The sequence below is a fragment of the Hafnia alvei genome, assembly GCF_964063325.1.
Lineage (GTDB): Bacteria > Pseudomonadota > Gammaproteobacteria > Enterobacterales > Enterobacteriaceae > Hafnia > Hafnia alvei_B.
This window is the reverse complement of record NZ_OZ061315.1, coordinates 2494088-2510341: the sequence shown is the minus strand read 5'-3', so window position 1 is coordinate 2510341 and position 16254 is coordinate 2494088. Positions and strand designations below refer to the sequence as shown.

Below are 16254 nucleotides of genomic sequence, written 5' to 3'. Positions count from 1 at the left end.
TTAGCGGCGATAGTCCAGATATGGGCCATCGGCAACGGAGCGACGCTCCACGAGTTTTGGATGAACTTCGATCGTTTGAGAATCTTCACGTTTGCTCACGATACGGTCGAGCAGCATATCAAAGGCCATAGAGCCCAAACGCTCTTTCGGCTGGTGGATGGTGGTCAACGCTGGTGAGAAGTAGCGAGCGTTGCGCACGTTATCATAACCGATCACCGATATATCCTGCGGTACACGTAAGCCCATCTCATCGGCGGCGCAGATTGCGCCCATCGCCATGATATCTCCGCCCACGAAGACCGCCGTTGGGCGATTTTTTTGCGATAGGATCTGGTGCATGGCTTTGTAACCGGATTCTGGCTCGAAGTCGCCTTCTACCATCCACTCATCGCGTGCGGAAATATTGGCTTCCTGCAGGGCTTTCAAGAAGCCGCGCAGACGACCTCCGCCGGTGTTACGGGAAAGCTGACCGGTAATCGCCCCAATATCGCGGTGACCGCGTTCAATTAAATAGCGACCGGCTAAATAGCCACCTTCGAACGCATTATCTTGAATGGCGTCGGTAAAATCACTGCGCTGTGTGCCCCAGTCCATCACTACCATTGGAATATTGCGGTAGTCCTCAAGGGTTTGCAGCAGGTTTTCTGGATATTCAGAGCACATCACTAACAGCCCATCGACGCGCTTTTGCGCCAGCATTGCCAAATAAGCTTTTTGCTTTTCAGGGTTATTGTGAGAGTTACATAAAATAAGCGTATAGCCTTGGCTGTAACAGGCGTTTTCAACGGCCTCAATCACCTCAGCAAAATAGGGCGCTTCGCTGGAGGTTGCCAGCAAACCGATCGATTTAGTGTGGTTCACTTTCAGGCTACGGGCGACGGCGCTGGGGGAGTAGTGCAATTCTTTAATGGCTTCCCAAACCGCGGTCTTGGTCTCTTCTGCGACAAAACGCGTCTTATTAATAACGTGAGACACTGTCGTGGTTGAAACGCCCGCGCGTTTTGCCACATCTTTAATCGTTGCCATGAAACAGATGACTCCTAAGCTAATGTCACAATGACATAGCTATTGCGTTAATCGTTTGCTTACGTACATCAAAATATACTGATTACAATCGCATCAAAGAGAGGAATATGCGGATTTATCAAGCGCCAGCCTATTCTTTTACGTTATGAAAGCTGATACGTAGCAGTAAACCGTAAATTTTGGCCTATAAAATGCAAAAGGGGAAGTCAAAATTGTGGGTTAACAGAAAGAATAATCGAAAGTTTTACTGCGTGCGATCCCATTTAAGGTATGTGAAAATGATTTCACACACTTTCTGCAAGTGTTTATGTATAATCAAAATTGATCTGATAACGAAATGCGGGAGAAGAAGAAATGGAAACCGACCTGAAATATTCTCTAATGACAACGGTCGCGGCGCTGGCTGTGATTGTTATCTTTAGTTTTGTTGCCGCGCTACATTGATTTATCGCTAAGTTTTCTATCGATAGCTATTAACATGGCTAAAACAAAAGGCGGTCAATTGACCGCCTTTTTCATGTGCGTAACTTAGCAAACTTATGCCAGATTTTTCGCCACGAATTCCCAGTTTACCAGAGCCCAGAAGTTCTCCAGATATTTAGGACGCGCATTGCGATAGTCGATGTAGTAGGCGTGCTCCCAAACGTCCACGGTCAGCAGAGGCTTATCACCGCTGGTCAGTGGTGTTGCTGCGTTTGAGGTGTTCACAATTGCCAAAGAACCATCGGCTTTTTTAACCAGCCAAGTCCAACCAGAACCGAAGTTGCCGATCGCGGATTTAGTCAGTTCTTCTTTGAAAGCGTCGAATGAACCAAATGCTTTGTTAATGGCTTCGGCTACTGCGCCAGTTGGTGCGTTGCCACCTTTTGGTGACAGGCAATGCCAGTAGAAGGTGTGGTTCCAAACCTGAGCGGCGTTGTTGAAGATCCCGCCGGTAGAGGTCTTGATGATCTCTTCCAGTGATTTACCTTCAAATTCAGTGCCTTTAACCAGATTGTTCAGGTTAACCACGTAGGTGTTGTGATGCTTACCGTAATGGTATTCCAAGGTTTCTGCGGAGATGTGCGGTTCGAGTGCGTTTTTTTCGTATGGTAATGCAGGTAATTCAAAAGACATTGCTCTCTCCTATTATTGCTCTATTTTGCAATGAAACAGTTACACGGAAGTGTTTTATGTTTCATGCATCACACCAACGTTAATGTCAGTGAGCGGGTTTTTAAAATTGAAACGATCTTGTTGTGCTCTTGTTATGGGGATCGATTTTAGCAAGTTTTGAATCTAATAACAGGCAAAATTTTTGTTTTTGGTTATCAATTGATGATTTGTACACCATTCGTTCAAAACGGCGACGGTACGAAAATGAGGGGAAGGGGATAATACAAAGACAGGGTAAATCTAAATGATAGGGATTATCACAAAATACGATTAATCCCTACCATAAATCTGTTTAACAATGACCTTCTGCTATTAACGAATCGTTTTTGGCGTCATTACGCGGCGGGCGCCAACGTAGTGTCCTTGCCAATAATCATTATCTAAATAGCTGATCCGAATTTGTTCGCCGGTGCGAGGTGACTGTATAAATTTACCTTCGCCCATATAAACACCTACATGATCGGCGGCGCCACGATTATTAATACGGAAGAAGACCAAGTCGCCTTTTTGTAGCTCTGTTTTTTTCACCGGAGCCGCATCGCGCAGATGATACATTTCATTGGCGGTACGCGGGATCTTGATGCTCAGTAAATCCTGATAGGCGTAATAGACTAAACCGCTGCAGTCGAAGCCCGTGCTTGGTGAAGCTCCACCCCAGCGATACGGTTTGCCTACCTGATTCATCAGCTTATTCATGGCCGTCTGCTTGGCATGCTGGTAGCGTTTTTTATGCTGAGGGCTCAAACGGATCGGTTTACCATCAACGATTTCAATATTGTTTTGATTCAGCTTGGCTAATTCGCCTTTGCTGTTTCTGCCATGGCTATTCAATTCACCGCGCTGGCGACCATAGGTTTTTTTATTACTAACGCGAGCTAGCCTAGCCGTGGAATGAGTGTCGCTTTTCTTGACGCTGGATTTTGCCTTCGGTTTAGAAATAGAGGCTAATACTGCTTTATCTATTTTTTTGCTATTGGCTTTATTGCGCGCAACGGCTCTATTTTTGGCGAACTTGGTGGCGAGAGCGGTAGGCTGAACGTCTGCTGTTTTTTTAGTCGCCTTGCTTTTTTGCTCTACCGATTTTTTATTTTTTGCCGTTGTTGTAGGTGCCGCAGTTTTTTCTTTTTTGCTGGTGGCCGGCTTTCGTTTTTTACGATCGGCAGTTTCGCTACTTGTCGCATGCGACTTTCGCTGATCGGCAACGACTTTATGCCCCGGAGAGGCATTCGCTGCATTAGCAAATAGCTGTGTAAACAGCAGAACAAAGAGCGCGATATATAGACGCATCGATAGGTTCCAGACTTTGTCCCAAGCAAAAAACATGGCAAACAGTATTAAATAAACCGCCGCAACAAAACAGCATTCATTTCTGCTATTTATATTCTCTTTGTGACCAAATGTTACGGTGATTGAATCAGATACTGTTTTGTTCAAAAAACGCGGTAATTCTGATCGTGTACAAAACGGATATAGCATAGCACGTTTTTAGATTAAACTGAGCTTACGCTGTGACGGGATGTTGAAATTCAGATAATAGCCACATAAAAGATGGCGTTTTTTTCTCAGAGCGACACTCGGTACAATCCAGTACAATAATTCGATATGCACTTGCATGCCATAGGCATAACACTGGCTAGAGGAAGTAAACTAAAATGACAATGACCACCATTGAAAAAATTCAGCGTCAACTGGCTGAAAACCCGATTATTTTGTACATGAAAGGCTCACCAAAATTGCCAAGCTGTGGCTTCTCTGCGCAAGCCGTTCAGGCATTGTCGGCCTGTGGCGAACGTTTTGCCTATGTTGATATTCTGCAAAATCCGGATATTCGTGCTGAACTGCCAAAATATGCGAACTGGCCAACCTTCCCGCAGCTGTGGGTTGAGGGTGAACTGGTTGGCGGCTGTGACATCATTATTGAGATGTACCGTGCTGGCGAACTGCAGCAGCTGATTAAAGAGACTGCTGCGAAGCATCCTGCGCAGGAAGAACAGTAATCGTTGATGATTATTGTGAGAAAAATAAAAGGCGCCTAAGGGCGCCTTTATAATTTATTGCGTTAACTCAGAAATAAAAATTCTTACACCGCTCGGTGCTGCAACAAGAAAAAGAGGCAGACTATTCGGTGGTTTCTGGCGCAGGCGTTGGCAATGGCCATCCACCCATACGTTTCCAGCGGTTTACCAACTCACAAAACAGCGTTGCGGTTTGTTCAGTATCATATAGCGCAGAGTGGGCCTGAGTGCTATCAAAGGGGATCTCTGCGGCGATACAGGCTTTCGCCAGCACGGTTTGTCCTAATACCAAACCGCTCAGGGCGGCAGTATCAAAGGTGGCGAACGGATGGAATGGATTGCGTTTTAAACCAGCACGTTCTGCGGCGGCCATCACAAATGAATGATCGAAGTGCGCGTTATGCGCAACGATTACCGCACGATTACAGTCCTGATCTTTAATGCCTTTACGAACCGCTTTGAAAATAGCATGCAGCGCTTCGTATTCGCTCACCGCGCCACGCAATGGATTTTCAGGATCGATGCCGTTGAATGCCAGAGCCTCTGGAACAAGAACGGAGCCAACAAAAGGCTCAACGTGGAAATGAAGTGTTTCATGTGGCTCTAACCATCCATCGTCAGTCATGCGTAACGTGACTGCCGCAATTTCAAGTAGCGCGTTGGTGTTGGCATCAAAACCCGCAGTTTCGACATCAATGACAACAGGATAGAACCCGCGAAAACGCGCGCTCAGCGTATTAAGATTGGTGGTTTCAGCCATGTTCAACTTCTGGTCTATGGAATGCAGCGCGCATTATGGCAAATTTTTTTGCAGTTTGCAGTCAGCAAACGTGGGGCGACTCTCATTCAGGTAAAACATAAAAAAGCGAACGGCTATGCGTTCGCTGGATTTTTAAGCAAAACAGTCAGGTTTTATCCTAGGGAGGCGAGGTTAGTTCCCTAAGCCTGCATCTGCCTGTTTGTTTTCGATCAGTTCGATTTTGTAGCCATCGGGATCTTCAACAAAAGCAATAATAGTACTCCCCCCTTTAACCGGGCCTGCTTCACGCGTGACTTTTCCACCCGCCTTGCGGATGTTTTCACAGGTCGCTGCAACATCATCAACGCCTAATGCCAAATGGCCAAACGCGGTGCCCATGTCGTAGCTTTCTACGCCCCAGTTGTAGGTCAGTTCGATAACGGAACCCACGCTCTCATCACTGTAGCCGACGAACGCAAGGGAGTATTTATACTCTTCGTTCTCGCTGGTACGCAGCAGACGCATGCCTAAAACGTTGGTGTAGAAGTCGATTGAGCGTTGCAGATGACCAACACGCAGCATGGTATGAAGTAAACGCATAATTTCCCTCTGAAATTAGAATGGCCTTGATGACAAGGCTTCGCTATCAGCAATAGCGACAGGATGTAGACACATTGTAACAGCCTACTTTCAGCGATCAATAAAAGCCCCTGATTAATCGCCAGAGCCGTAAATAAAAAACCCTCTGACAGAGTGGAGGCGGTCAGAGGGTTGGCAGCTATGCCAAGGTATTAATATTGCAGCTATAGCGTTGGATAATCTGTGTAGCCTTTAGCATCACCACCGTAGAAGGTTTCAGGATGTGGCGTATTCAGTGGGGCTTTTTTCTCTAAGCGCTCGACCAAATCAGGGTTAGCGATAAAGTTACGACCAAAAGCCACTGCATCAATGAGACCTTGGTTCAACAACGTTTCGGCCTTTTCTGCGGTATATCCGCCTGAACCAATAATGACGCCGCTAAACTGTTTGCGAACTGCCTGACGGAATGCCTCTGAATAAGGCTTGCCGCCTGCCCAATCTGGCTCAGAAAGATGCAGGTAGGCAATTTTACGTTGGTTAAGCTGACCGATCAGGTAAAGCGCCGCTTCTTCTTGATCTTCACCATTGTCCAGACCATTGAACGGGCCTAATGGAGAAATACGGATCCCAACGCGGCCTGCGCCAGATTCGGCAATCGCAGCGTCAACGACTTCTAGAGTTAAACGTGCGCGATTTTCAATGTTGCCACCGTATTGATCGGTGCGGTGGTTTGAGGCCGGTGACATGAATTGATGCAATAAATAGCCATGGGCAGCGTGAAGCTCAACCAGATCAAAACCGGCTTGGCTAGCAAGGCTCACCGCATGACGGAAATCGTTAACGATGCCCGGAATTTCACTGGTTTCTAAAGCGCGAGGTTCTGAACAAGGCACGCGTACCCAGTGACCATTTTCATCACGTACGGTGGTGCGGGTATCGGCGGCAATCGCAGAAGGTGCAACGGGAGCCTGTTGGTTAGGCTGCAGGCTATTATGAGAAATACGACCAACGTGCCACAGCTGTACGGCGATATGTCCGCCTTGCTTATGGACGCCTGACACAATTTTTTTCCATGCGGCTAGCTGCTCTGGCGTATGCAGGCCTGGAGCACCGGCATACCCTTTGGCTTGGAATGAAACCTGAGTGGCCTCAGTAATGATCAAACCTGCGCCCGCGCGCTGGTTGTAGTATTCACCCATCAGCGGGGTTGGAATATCACCCGGTTCTATGCTGCGCAAGCGTGTCAGCGGAGCCATGAAAACGCGATTAGGTAAAGTAACGTCACCAACGGTGACCGGAGTGAATAACTTTTCGATTTTCATAGTCAATCCTGTTGCAGTTGTTGCGCATTATCATGCGCCACGAAGTTTAGGTTAGCTCGTCAGACGTGGGTAAAACGTGACAGCGAGGCTTGGGCAAAGACTAATAGACCAGTTGGTCTAAGTCAATACAAGCACAGATAGTTTGTGAAGAAATAATTGTAAACGCAGGAATTATAGGCAGTTACAGAGAGTGAAACGCGCACGAACAGCACGCGACTGTTCGTGGGAAAGGGGGATTAGGAGAGGATTGTGGCTTAGTAAGCGGCGGTGAATTGCTGCTTAATAAATTGTGGTTGTTCAATTTCATTCAGGATGACAACGGCAAGATCCTCAACGGAAATACTGGCAGGCGCATCACCGTTCATCAGCAATGACGTTGTACCCAAACGGAAACTGCCGGTACGTTGACCCGGCTTTAGCATGGCCGCGGGGGATAATAACGTCCAATCCAGTTGGCTACCGGCACGTAATGTGTCACGCAGTTCGCGAGCACCTTGCGCGCCAGGACGGATCTCTGCGGGGAACTGTGGTGTATCGAGCAGTTCAACGCCTGGTGCCACTTCAAGGCTACCCGCGCCGCCGACCACCAAGAAACGTTTCACGCCTGATTTTTCGACCGCTTTCAAAATAGCATTGCTACCTTTGACAAAGTTGGCGTACAGATCAGGATCGGTCCAGCCGGGGTTAAAGGCGCTGATTATCGCATCTACGCCTTTGAGCGTTTGTGCCAGCCAATCAATGTCGGTCACATCGCCAAGTGCAATATGCAAATGGCTATTAGTGGGTAAATCTTTGGTATGACGAGCGATGGCGGTAACGTCATGACCACGCGCCAGCGCCTCGTTAACCACCACACGACCGACAAAACCTGTTGCACCGATAATAGCGAGTTTCATTATTCATTCCTTTTTCAACATTGATTGCGATAGAGAAACTTTAAGCCTTAACAGCGTGGCTGATAAGTGGCATATTGCCACTAACTTCTTTAAGTAAAACTTTAAGATGGGAAGGGGGATTCGATGGATAAACTTAATCGTATGGCGGTATTTGCCGTTGTCGTCGCGGAAGGTTCACTCAGCGCGGCGGGGCGGCGTTTAGGCATGAGCGCTTCCGCGGTGAGTCAACATATGCGAACGCTAGAGCAGAGTTTGGGTGTGGCGCTGCTGCATCGTTCTACGCGAAAACTAACGCTCACTGATGCGGGCGCGGCATTTTATCCAGGCTGCAAAGCCATGTTGCATGAGGCGAGTCAGGCGGAGCAAAGACTGGCCGAAATGCGCGACACGCTGGTTGGCGAATTGCGCATTGCTACAACGATAGGTCTTGGTGGAACACCGCTTGCGCAGGCTCTTGCCCCGCTATTGCAAGCTCATCCCAAGCTGAGTCTGCGGATCTTAGCTAACGATGAAATTATTAATTTAATTGATATTCGCGCTGATATTGCTTTGCGGGTTAATCGACAATTGGACGATGCTTCTTATATTGCGCATCCGCTCGCGACGTGGCCGATGGTGTTATGTGCATCGCCGCGTTATTTAAACCGCTGCGGGATACCTGAATCCCCGCATGAATTGACGCAGCATCAGTGGTTGATCAGCACCAACGATGCAATTCCTACCTCAATCACCTTACAAAAACGCAGCGGGGAAGTGTGCAAAATTCGGCTGCCCGATATTGCCACCGGCAGTAGCAGCATGAATGTATTACGCGCATTTACGCTGGAGGGATTAGGGATCTCAGTACAGCCGCTGTATGAAATCAGCCATGAGCTTCAGAGAGGAGAGTTAGTGGTGCTGTTACCTGAATGGCGACCCACGCCGCTCAAGCTGCACGCATTAACGTTAGAGAGAGTGCATACTGAAAAAAGCCGTCAGGCTATGCTCTGCTTGCGTAATTTCTTTCAGACATATAAAGATACAGAATATTAAACGAAAATTGATTTGCTCAGTTCCTTGTTTGCGTCTTCACTTAGGATAGTAAGCAGGAGGTATATCGTGGCCCAGCAGCTTGAGTTTTTTGATATTCCTAGCCCGTGTCGAGGTATATGCCAGACGGACGATCGGGGCTACTGTCGTGGCTGTATGCGTAGCCGAGAAGAACGGTTTGACTGGATGAAACTGAGCGATCCGCAAAAACGCGATGTGCTCCGTTTGTGCCGCCAACGATTTTTACGTCAGCGGCGCAACGATAATGCCGATCAAATCAATCCGCCGGAGCAGCCATCGTTGTTTTGATATCTCAGGGCTTGCTTGTCACTGAAGAGACCACGCTTTGCTGTAGCTGCGATAAAGAACAATATAAGCGCCATACCAGACCGGCTAAATCACGGCCGCTTTGATCCGGATGGCGAGATAACACCTCGCTGATCCTTAACAGTTCGGCTAAGGTGCCATCGAGCGACTCATGCTGAACGCCTTTCTCCGTCATAATCCCTTTCAAGCAGTGTATGCAAACGTCGCGCACCGCAGAAAGTGGATCGGAACGTGTCTGCCATTCCCGCAGTTGCCATACTATATGGCTACAGTTAAGTAACACGACGCCCCAACGCAGCACCCAAATACGCGATAGTTCATCCTTGCTTTGATTAAGCTGGCTGATGCGATGATAAATCCGAGACTCGAACTGGCTTTCATCCTGTTGAGGATGACGGCTTATCTGATCCATAAAATCTAGCCGCAGAGCGCGAACGATTCGGCGACTTTTACGTTTATCAGAGCTTGGCCGCAGGATTTGAAATGCCACGGCTGCCAGCAATACACCGCAAATTTTAGCGATGTTACCGTTCACGAAACTGCTGTAATCGTATTCTGGTGGGTTGGTGACCAACAAAAATGAACCCATGAAGACAATCAGCTGTCCCCATAGCGCCGCGGTTTTAGGATTTTGTAGTTTGATCAACTGCATAGTGAGTAAAACCGGCAGCAGGAATGCACAGAACACCCAGAAGTCATCGATTTGAATCATCAACCCAAATTTTGCCAGATAGCAGCCAATGGACAGCAACACCATCGCTTTGAATAACGTGCTTAGGCTGGTCATAGGGGAGGCTGACGTGGAATAGAGCACGCAGGTAATTGCGGTAATAGTTAATGCCGCAGAGCCCGCATCCCATTGGGTATTAATCCAGAATCCACAGCCGACGATGAGCACAATAAACGTACGCAAAGCATTGTAGCCCGACTCCATACTATCCGTATGCCGCGCGATACTGTGAACTTTTGGCGGCGAAAAGCTATCTTCTGGGGTTGAGTTTTCGATGTGGCGAATCCACCGGCTGCCTTGTAAATAGAGCCAGCAGAAATAACGTAGACGCAGATAAAACGTGCGTAGCCGATAATCGCTTGGATCCTGCGGATAAATGCGGCTGAGAATTTTGGCTAAACGATATTTGTTGGTGTTAGGATCCTGCAGCTCTTTTAGGGTGTCTTGTAATACATCCTGCAAGAATTCAGGACGTTCGGGCCAATTCACCAGCATTCGACGAATGCTGGAAATCACGCTGGTTAGCCGCAGTTGTCGATGCAGTAAAAAATTGAGCACATTATTGCGACTTCGCATCCGGTGGTTGCTCCAGAATGCCTGAATACGCAAGATATTCATGGTCAGGATTTGGCCGATCAGACCTTCATGGGATGTCCGCATCTCTGGTGTTGTTTCTGGATGCCACACCATGGTGGCATGTTCCAGTAAACGCTGATGCATTCTGCGTAGCGAGGTCACGAGATTGTTGCCATCGGACGTGCTCGGCAGAATCATCATCATAAAGGCACCGCACAGAATTCCTGTGATCACTTCGCAGACGCGAGCCTGTGCAATATCAAAAATTTGCATGGTATCGGTGGATTCTGCCGTTGAGAAGGCGATGATCGCAGCGGTATAACCTGCTAAAGCAAAAGCGTAGGCGACGTTATTTTGGTAATGATTCGAGACATAGGTGCAAAGCGAAATCCACGCCGCAATATAAAAAGTAAATAACCAAGGGTCGTTTAGTGTTTGTCCTGCGATCAATACGGAAGCTGCGGCGCCGATTAGGCTGCCCGCGATGCGGCCGATACTCTTGCTGATAACCCCGCCAACGGTAGGGAAACTCACTACGGCGGCAGACGTAAACGCCCAATAGGGGTCATCCAGATCTAATAAAAAAGCGACCCAGAGCGCCAAACACATGGCAATAGCGTTGCGAAGTGCATAACGCCATTGTGCTGCGTTGGCTTTTGCCCACGGAGTATTGCGCCAATCTAGCCAAGAGAAATTCACCATGCTGTCCTGTTAACGGCTGCGAACAGAAATTGTGCAGGTGGTTCCCGCAACCAGCAAAACATCTTTAGGCACATTTTCAAGCTTAATTCGGATCGGCACCCGTTGAGCCAGTCGTACCCAAGGCACGTTCGGTTTTACATTAAGCAGCATATTATCGCTGCTATCGACGCTTTGGTCATAAATTGCGCGGCCAATACTTTCTACGCGTCCCTGTAATGGAATATTTCCGTTATACAGAGTTATATCCACGTTATTTCCGATGTTTATATGTCTGAGTTTGGTTTCTTCGAAATAACCCATCACATAAAACGAATTAATATCAATAAGAGCCACGAGCGGTGAGCCAATAGAGGCATAATTTCCCACTCGGGTTTGTAAATTAGTTATAAATCCACTGACCGGAGCATAAATATTTGTGTGGTGTAAATTCCACTCAGCCTGTTCCAAATTAGATTGCGCGGATTTATAATTCGCTTTCATTGCTTGCGCATTCAGTTGGGCCTCGTCGAGGTCTTCTGCGGAGATAACGTTACGCGGTAGGTTTCCACGGCGAGCGGCTTCATGGTTAGCTTTGGCTAAATCTGACTCGGCCTTAGCCATCGCGGCATTGGCATTACTTAGCGCAATTTCGAACGGCGTAGGGTCTAAAGAAAATAACAGTTCACCTTGTTTTACCTGTTGGTTATCACTGATATTTACTTTAATTATTTTTCCCGATACTTCTGGTGTAATATTGACGAGCTCGGCACGGACTTTACCATCTCGCGTCCAAGGCGATTGCATATAATAATTCCAAGCCCACCAGCCGGCGGTGATTGCAATTGCACAAACTATAACCGTTGAGAAGTAGCGTAATGTGTTCTGTTTCATATTATTTTACCAACTGGTTAATAGCCAAAGACTGGTGCTTACACAGATGACGAAAATTGACAAATCCATTAGCGTTGGATGCCAAATATCGCCAGAGTAAATCACATCGCGGAATAAACGATGAATAAGCAACCAGAAAACAATACCGAGTAAAACAGCTTTAAAAATAGGCGGAAAATAGAGCGATGCGCCTAATATCAGATCTGGCAACGGTGAGCCTTGGGATGAAGAAAGGATGTCCATGTTTACCACTCCCGATCCATTAAGAGATTTATAGGTAACATAGATGTTAATTGTCCATAAGCATAGATTATTTTCTGGAGGATATAGATATACATTTGAAATTTTTACGATTGAGAACCAAACTAGTAGCTACTCTGGGTGAGTATCTTAGCACGCTAATTATAAGGAGAGTAAATTGGAATCGACACTAGGCTCGGATTTAGCACGATTAGTTCGTGTATGGAGAGCGTTAATTGATCAGCGTTTGAAACCGCTTGAATTGACACAAACGCATTGGGTTACTCTATACAATATTAATCGTCTACCGCCGGAGCAGTCTCAGATCCAACTGGCTAAAGCTATCGGCATTGAGCAGCCTTCATTAGTTCGCACGTTGGACCAGCTTGAAGAGAAGGGCTTAATTACACGCCATACCTGCGCAAACGATCGCCGCGCTAAACGCATTAAGTTGACGGAAGAAGCTGCACCTATTATCAAGGAAGTTAATGACGTTATCACGATGACGCGTGGTGAGATCTTATCTGGCGTTTCACCAGAAGAAGTGACACTGCTGACTAGCTTAATTGAGCGTCTGGAACAAAATATAATTCACTTACAAAACAAATAATTATAATTATTTTTTATTACTAACAGCAAACCAAAAAAAACCGGAGGCATTGCCTCCGGTTTCGTGTTCTCGTTTAACTAAGCCAATCAGGCTTAGTTAGTCGCTGAGACGCTGACGCTGCTGCCGCTAGACAGCAGCATGACACGCTGACCAACCGCGAAAGGTTTGCTGCCGTTTTTCTGCACTACGGCAATCGTTTTGCCATCGTCTTTACGTACCACTAACTGCACGCCATCGGTACGGTTAACAGCACCTTCAATGCTGTTACCGGCTAAGCCGCCCGCAACTGCGCCAGCCGCCGTTGCTAAGCTACGACCAGTACCGCCGCCCACGGTGTTACCTAAGAAACCACCTAACACCGCGCCACCGATAGAGCCAATGACGTTGCTATCGTTGCCAGCCTGAATACGAACCGGCTGAATTGACACGATGCTACCGTAAGTAACCTGCTGAACTTCTTTAGCCTGACCCGCAGTATAAACGTCACCAGATAATGTGCTGGTGTTTGCACAACCAGCCAATGAAGCGCCGGCAAGAGCGATAACAATAAGACGCTTAATCATAACAATATTCCTTCCATTCTAGCCTTCTACGCGCGGGCTTGTTTTTTGGCCTGTCGTTACGGCTGTGTGTTTACTCTAAAAGGTTGGCTATAAACAAACTATTGCCTATACCAATGCCTGTATCGCTGTAGCATACAGATGATTGACTCAACCAACAATAAACGACCGTTTAAGTTTTGTCGGTTTAAATAATCACCAACTCTTTTACTATTTTACTGCATTTTGTCAGTCTACGAATCGTTCGTAAGGAAAATATTACGTCAAGAAAGGTCAGCAATGTTTATGATATTGGCACGGAAATTAGATAAATCCGGTTCCGTTTAGTGGCTGAAGAGGCTAATTTCAACTAACGAAAATAAATAAGGACGATGAAATGAGATCGGGACGGTACATTGGCGTGATGTCAGGAACCAGCCTTGACGGGATCGACGTTGTCATTGCCGCTATTGATGAGCGGATGGTCGCACAGCAAAGCAGATATTCACATCCCATTCCTATGGACGTAAAACAATCAATTTTAGGCATGTGCCAAGGGCAAGCGGTGACGCTAGCGCAGGTCGGTGAGTTAGACCGACAGATGGGAAGTCTCTATGCCGAAGCGATTAACCATTTATTAAAGCAAGCCTCGCTGACACCGCAAGACATTACGGCCATTGGCTGTCACGGCCAAACCGTTTGGCATCAGCCCGAGGGTGATAATCCGTTTACCATGCAGTTGGGTGACAATAACCGTGTTGCCGCACTCACTGCGATTACGACCGTGGGTGATTTTCGCCGCCGCGATATGGCCTATGGCGGGCAAGGCGCGCCGTTAGTGCCTGCTTTCCATCATGCGTTACTCACGCATCCGGTAGAACGGCGCATGGTGCTTAATATTGGCGGCATCGCTAATCTTTCCCTGCTTTTACCGGGGTTACCGGTCAGAGGGTTCGATACCGGTCCCGGTAATATGCTGCTGGATGCTTGGATCTGGCGTAATCATTGCAAGGCCTATGACGAAGATGCTGCGTGGGCAAAACAGGGCTCGGTGAATCAGCCTTTATTGCAACACCTTTTGGCTGCCCCTTATTTTGCGCGTCCGGCGCCGAAAAGCACGGGGCGAGAGCTGTTTAATTTGGGCTGGTTGGAGCAGCAGCTAGCCCAATTCCCGGCGATTGCCGCCGTAGACGTTCAGGCTACGCTGGTGGAGCTTACCGCAATTAGCATTTGCGATCAGGTTCAATTGGCGGGCGGCTGTGAACGTTTACTGGTATGCGGCGGAGGGGCGAGAAATCCGCTCATTATGAGTCGTATGGCGGCGTTGCTGGCGGGAACCGAAGTCTGTAGCACTGACGCCTATGGCGTGAGTGGCGATGATATGGAAGCGTTGGCCTTCGCCTGGCTGGCTTACCGTACGTTATCGGGTATGCCCGGTAACTTACCTTCGGTCACTGGTGCTTCACAGGAAACCGTTCTTGGCGCGATTTATCCAGCCAACCACGCAATTTGATTTTCTGATTCAATTTAAAAATACAATGGGAGAACGCTCATGTTTAAATATATCGCTGCCGCAGGTGCGATTTTATTATTGGCAGGTTGTCAGACCGCGCACAAAGAGGCTGCGCCTGAGCCGCTGAGTTACCAATGTGGTACGACTCCGTTGACCGTAACCGTGGATAATCAGAAGGATCAGGTCAGTTTCATCATGGATGGCAATCAGTTAACGCTACCACAGGTGATTTCTGCGTCCGGCGCGCGTTACAGCGACGGTAAGTACACCTTCTGGTCTAAAGGCAATACCGCGTTTATCGAACGTAACGACCAAATCATCATTAACGACTGCGTGCTGAAATCTTAATCATTTCTGGGGCTGCACCCGCGGCCCCAACCGTTTTTCCCTTTCGTATAATGACTGTCCCTATAATACGCGGTGTACTGTCACTGCTCGTCGACGCATTTCGTAATGCTATGAAAAATTACTTTCAATTCAGTGTTATAGATATCTGCTGCCGTCTTTGAATGGCACGGGGATTTGCTCACAGGCATATTTTTTCCTCAATAATGGCTAATGCAGCCACAACGATAGCCGTGAGTGAATTGAGATTATCCCGCCACGGGAGCAGAATAGCGTTCTGGACTGGTGATGGACTGCTGAATATGAGTGAAAACAACGAGTTTGATGTTGCCGATCTGCGTCGTGAGTATGTACGCGGTGGACTGCGCCGAAGCGATCTGACGGACGATCCGCTAGAGATGTTTGAGCGTTGGTTAAAACAAGCCTGTGAGGCGCGTTTAGCCGACCCAACGGCCATGTGTGTGGCGACGGTAGACAAAAGTGGCCAACCGTATCAGCGCATTGTGTTACTCAAGCATTTTGACCAGCAAGGAATGGTGTTCTACACCAACCTAGGCAGCCGCAAGGCGCAACAGCTGGAAGAGAACCCTCATATTAGCCTGCATTTCCCGTGGCATATGCTCGATCGCCAAGTCAGCATATTAGGCACGGCAGAAAAGCTATCGACGCTAGAAGTGATGAAATATTTCCATAGCCGGCCGAAAGATAGCCAAATCGCGGCTTGGGTATCTCATCAATCGTCACGCATTTCGACGCGCGGCATCTTGGAAGGTAAGTTCCTCGAGCTGAAACAGAAATTCTTACAGGGTGAAATCCCCTTGCCAAGCTTCTGGGGCGGATACCGCGTAAAAATTAACTCGATGGAATTCTGGCAGGGGCGAGAAAATCGCTTACACGACCGTTTTATTTATCAACGCCAAGGCGATGCGTGGGAAATTGACCGGTTGGCGCCTTAATCAGCGAAAAACACCAGTTAAATCTAGCGCGATGGGCGTGACCCCTTTATTCTATAGGGCTTATCACCCGCACGAACTATCACTC

General features: G+C 47.7%; 19 protein-coding genes. 8 read left to right on the top strand and 11 right to left on the bottom strand.

Annotated elements, in window-relative coordinates:
* A complete protein-coding gene (purR, locus tag AB3Y96_RS12025; protein ID WP_072309526.1) occupies positions 1 to 1026 on the bottom strand; it encodes an HTH-type transcriptional repressor PurR in 1026 nt (341 codons plus the stop codon).
* Between the two features lie 354 nt (positions 1027 to 1380).
* Here purR and AB3Y96_RS12020 point away from each other — a divergent pair, with 354 nt between their 5' ends.
* The gene (locus tag AB3Y96_RS12020) at positions 1381 to 1470 is read left to right on the top strand and encodes a YnhF family membrane protein (protein WP_020303734.1); all 90 of its coding nucleotides are present in this window, start codon (positions 1381 to 1383) and stop codon (positions 1468 to 1470) included.
* A 93-nt stretch (positions 1471 to 1563) separates the two neighbouring features.
* On the opposite strand, the gene sodB is transcribed toward AB3Y96_RS12020, so the two are convergent.
* Positions 1564 to 2142: a superoxide dismutase [Fe] gene (sodB, locus tag AB3Y96_RS12015; protein ID WP_367299294.1), complete on the bottom strand. Its 579-nt coding sequence runs from the start codon at positions 2140 to 2142 to the stop codon at positions 1564 to 1566.
* A gap of 351 nt (positions 2143 to 2493) precedes the next feature.
* The gene (locus AB3Y96_RS12010; protein ID WP_367299293.1) at positions 2494 to 3468 is read right to left on the bottom strand and encodes an NlpC/P60 family protein; all 975 of its coding nucleotides are present in this window, start codon (positions 3466 to 3468) and stop codon (positions 2494 to 2496) included.
* 365 nt (positions 3469 to 3833) lie between these two features.
* Here AB3Y96_RS12010 and AB3Y96_RS12005 point away from each other — a divergent pair, with 365 nt between their 5' ends.
* A complete protein-coding gene (locus AB3Y96_RS12005; protein ID WP_025801068.1) occupies positions 3834 to 4178 on the top strand; it encodes a Grx4 family monothiol glutaredoxin in 345 nt (114 codons plus the stop codon).
* A gap of 121 nt (positions 4179 to 4299) precedes the next feature.
* Here AB3Y96_RS12005 and rnt read toward each other — a convergent pair whose 3' ends face one another.
* From rnt to AB3Y96_RS11985, 4 genes are all read right to left on the bottom strand, one after another.
* The gene (gene rnt, locus AB3Y96_RS12000; protein ID WP_072309523.1) at positions 4300 to 4956 is read right to left on the bottom strand and encodes a ribonuclease T; all 657 of its coding nucleotides are present in this window, start codon (positions 4954 to 4956) and stop codon (positions 4300 to 4302) included.
* Positions 4957 to 5127: 171 nt separating this feature from the next.
* Positions 5128 to 5535, bottom strand: coding sequence for a lactoylglutathione lyase (gene gloA / locus AB3Y96_RS11995; RefSeq protein WP_046457053.1), 408 nt, complete (start codon positions 5533 to 5535; stop codon positions 5128 to 5130).
* 203 nt (positions 5536 to 5738) lie between these two features.
* A complete protein-coding gene (locus AB3Y96_RS11990; RefSeq protein WP_367299292.1) occupies positions 5739 to 6836 on the bottom strand; it encodes an alkene reductase in 1098 nt (365 codons plus the stop codon).
* 254 nt (positions 6837 to 7090) lie between these two features.
* Positions 7091 to 7732, bottom strand: a complete 642-nt coding sequence (locus AB3Y96_RS11985) for an NAD(P)-dependent oxidoreductase (RefSeq protein WP_072309521.1) — start codon at positions 7730 to 7732, stop codon at positions 7091 to 7093.
* 123 nt (positions 7733 to 7855) lie between these two features.
* On the opposite strand from AB3Y96_RS11985, the gene AB3Y96_RS11980 reads away from it, so the two are divergent.
* Both AB3Y96_RS11980 and AB3Y96_RS11975 read left to right on the top strand, forming a co-directional pair.
* On the top strand, positions 7856 to 8764 hold the full coding sequence (locus tag AB3Y96_RS11980) for a LysR family transcriptional regulator (protein ID WP_367299291.1): 909 nt from the start codon (positions 7856 to 7858) through the stop codon (positions 8762 to 8764).
* A 66-nt stretch (positions 8765 to 8830) separates the two neighbouring features.
* Positions 8831 to 9070, top strand: a complete 240-nt coding sequence (locus tag AB3Y96_RS11975) for a DUF1289 domain-containing protein (RefSeq protein ID WP_367299290.1) — start codon at positions 8831 to 8833, stop codon at positions 9068 to 9070.
* Between the two features lie 4 nt (positions 9071 to 9074).
* Here AB3Y96_RS11975 and AB3Y96_RS11970 read toward each other — a convergent pair whose 3' ends face one another.
* Genes AB3Y96_RS11970 through AB3Y96_RS11960 form a run of 3 tightly spaced genes read right to left on the bottom strand, consistent with a single transcriptional unit; the run spans position 9075 to position 12209 of the window.
* The gene (locus tag AB3Y96_RS11970; RefSeq protein WP_367299289.1) at positions 9075 to 11096 is read right to left on the bottom strand and encodes an FUSC family protein; all 2022 of its coding nucleotides are present in this window, start codon (positions 11094 to 11096) and stop codon (positions 9075 to 9077) included.
* A 9-nt stretch (positions 11097 to 11105) separates the two neighbouring features.
* On the bottom strand, positions 11106 to 11966 hold the full coding sequence (locus AB3Y96_RS11965) for an HlyD family secretion protein (protein ID WP_072309518.1): 861 nt from the start codon (positions 11964 to 11966) through the stop codon (positions 11106 to 11108).
* Between the two features lie 6 nt (positions 11967 to 11972).
* The gene (locus AB3Y96_RS11960; protein ID WP_046457060.1) at positions 11973 to 12209 is read right to left on the bottom strand and encodes a DUF1656 domain-containing protein; all 237 of its coding nucleotides are present in this window, start codon (positions 12207 to 12209) and stop codon (positions 11973 to 11975) included.
* Positions 12210 to 12384: 175 nt separating this feature from the next.
* On the opposite strand from AB3Y96_RS11960, the gene slyA reads away from it, so the two are divergent.
* Positions 12385 to 12816, top strand: coding sequence for a transcriptional regulator SlyA (gene slyA / locus AB3Y96_RS11955; protein ID WP_072309517.1), 432 nt, complete (start codon positions 12385 to 12387; stop codon positions 12814 to 12816).
* 92 nt (positions 12817 to 12908) lie between these two features.
* Here slyA and AB3Y96_RS11950 read toward each other — a convergent pair whose 3' ends face one another.
* Positions 12909 to 13379 carry a glycine zipper 2TM domain-containing protein gene (locus AB3Y96_RS11950; protein WP_025801058.1) on the bottom strand — a complete coding sequence of 157 codons (471 nt, stop codon included), beginning with the start codon at positions 13377 to 13379 and terminating at the stop codon, positions 12909 to 12911.
* 373 nt (positions 13380 to 13752) lie between these two features.
* On the opposite strand from AB3Y96_RS11950, the gene anmK reads away from it, so the two are divergent.
* From anmK to pdxH, 3 genes are all read left to right on the top strand, one after another.
* Positions 13753 to 14868 (top strand): anhydro-N-acetylmuramic acid kinase, encoded by a 1116-nt coding sequence (anmK, locus tag AB3Y96_RS11945; protein ID WP_367299288.1) that lies wholly within the window; start codon positions 13753 to 13755, stop codon positions 14866 to 14868.
* A 39-nt stretch (positions 14869 to 14907) separates the two neighbouring features.
* On the top strand, positions 14908 to 15216 hold the full coding sequence (locus AB3Y96_RS11940) for an MliC family protein (protein ID WP_072309514.1): 309 nt from the start codon (positions 14908 to 14910) through the stop codon (positions 15214 to 15216).
* 299 nt (positions 15217 to 15515) lie between these two features.
* Complete coding sequence (pdxH, locus tag AB3Y96_RS11935; RefSeq protein ID WP_072309513.1) at positions 15516 to 16169, top strand: pyridoxamine 5'-phosphate oxidase; 654 nt, start codon at positions 15516 to 15518, stop codon at positions 16167 to 16169.
* Positions 16170 to 16254: the final 85 nt, after the last annotated feature.

What these genes read in the sequence shown, in the direction of transcription:
- purR (WP_072309526.1), bottom strand. Translation starts at nt 1,026, where the DNA reads ATGGCAACGATTAAAGATGTGGCAAAACGCGCGGGCGTTTCAACCACG.
- AB3Y96_RS12020 (WP_020303734.1), top strand. Translation starts at nt 1,381, where the DNA reads ATGGAAACCGACCTGAAATATTCTCTAATGACAACGGTCGCGGCGCTG.
- sodB (WP_367299294.1), bottom strand. Translation starts at nt 2,142, where the DNA reads ATGTCTTTTGAATTACCTGCATTACCATACGAAAAAAACGCACTCGAA.
- AB3Y96_RS12010 (WP_367299293.1), bottom strand. Translation starts at nt 3,468, where the DNA reads ATGCGTCTATATATCGCGCTCTTTGTTCTGCTGTTTACACAGCTATTT.
- AB3Y96_RS12005 (WP_025801068.1), top strand. Translation starts at nt 3,834, where the DNA reads ATGACAATGACCACCATTGAAAAAATTCAGCGTCAACTGGCTGAAAAC.
- rnt (WP_072309523.1), bottom strand. Translation starts at nt 4,956, where the DNA reads ATGGCTGAAACCACCAATCTTAATACGCTGAGCGCGCGTTTTCGCGGG.
- gloA (WP_046457053.1), bottom strand. Translation starts at nt 5,535, where the DNA reads ATGCGTTTACTTCATACCATGCTGCGTGTTGGTCATCTGCAACGCTCA.
- AB3Y96_RS11990 (WP_367299292.1), bottom strand. Translation starts at nt 6,836, where the DNA reads ATGAAAATCGAAAAGTTATTCACTCCGGTCACCGTTGGTGACGTTACT.
- AB3Y96_RS11985 (WP_072309521.1), bottom strand. Translation starts at nt 7,732, where the DNA reads ATGAAACTCGCTATTATCGGTGCAACAGGTTTTGTCGGTCGTGTGGTG.
- AB3Y96_RS11980 (WP_367299291.1), top strand. Translation starts at nt 7,856, where the DNA reads ATGGATAAACTTAATCGTATGGCGGTATTTGCCGTTGTCGTCGCGGAA.
- AB3Y96_RS11970 (WP_367299289.1), bottom strand. Translation starts at nt 11,096, where the DNA reads ATGGTGAATTTCTCTTGGCTAGATTGGCGCAATACTCCGTGGGCAAAA.
- AB3Y96_RS11965 (WP_072309518.1), bottom strand. Translation starts at nt 11,966, where the DNA reads ATGAAACAGAACACATTACGCTACTTCTCAACGGTTATAGTTTGTGCA.
- AB3Y96_RS11960 (WP_046457060.1), bottom strand. Translation starts at nt 12,209, where the DNA reads ATGGACATCCTTTCTTCATCCCAAGGCTCACCGTTGCCAGATCTGATA.
- AB3Y96_RS11950 (WP_025801058.1), bottom strand. Translation starts at nt 13,379, where the DNA reads ATGATTAAGCGTCTTATTGTTATCGCTCTTGCCGGCGCTTCATTGGCT.
- anmK (WP_367299288.1), top strand. Translation starts at nt 13,753, where the DNA reads ATGAGATCGGGACGGTACATTGGCGTGATGTCAGGAACCAGCCTTGAC.
- AB3Y96_RS11940 (WP_072309514.1), top strand. Translation starts at nt 14,908, where the DNA reads ATGTTTAAATATATCGCTGCCGCAGGTGCGATTTTATTATTGGCAGGT.
- pdxH (WP_072309513.1), top strand. Translation starts at nt 15,516, where the DNA reads ATGAGTGAAAACAACGAGTTTGATGTTGCCGATCTGCGTCGTGAGTAT.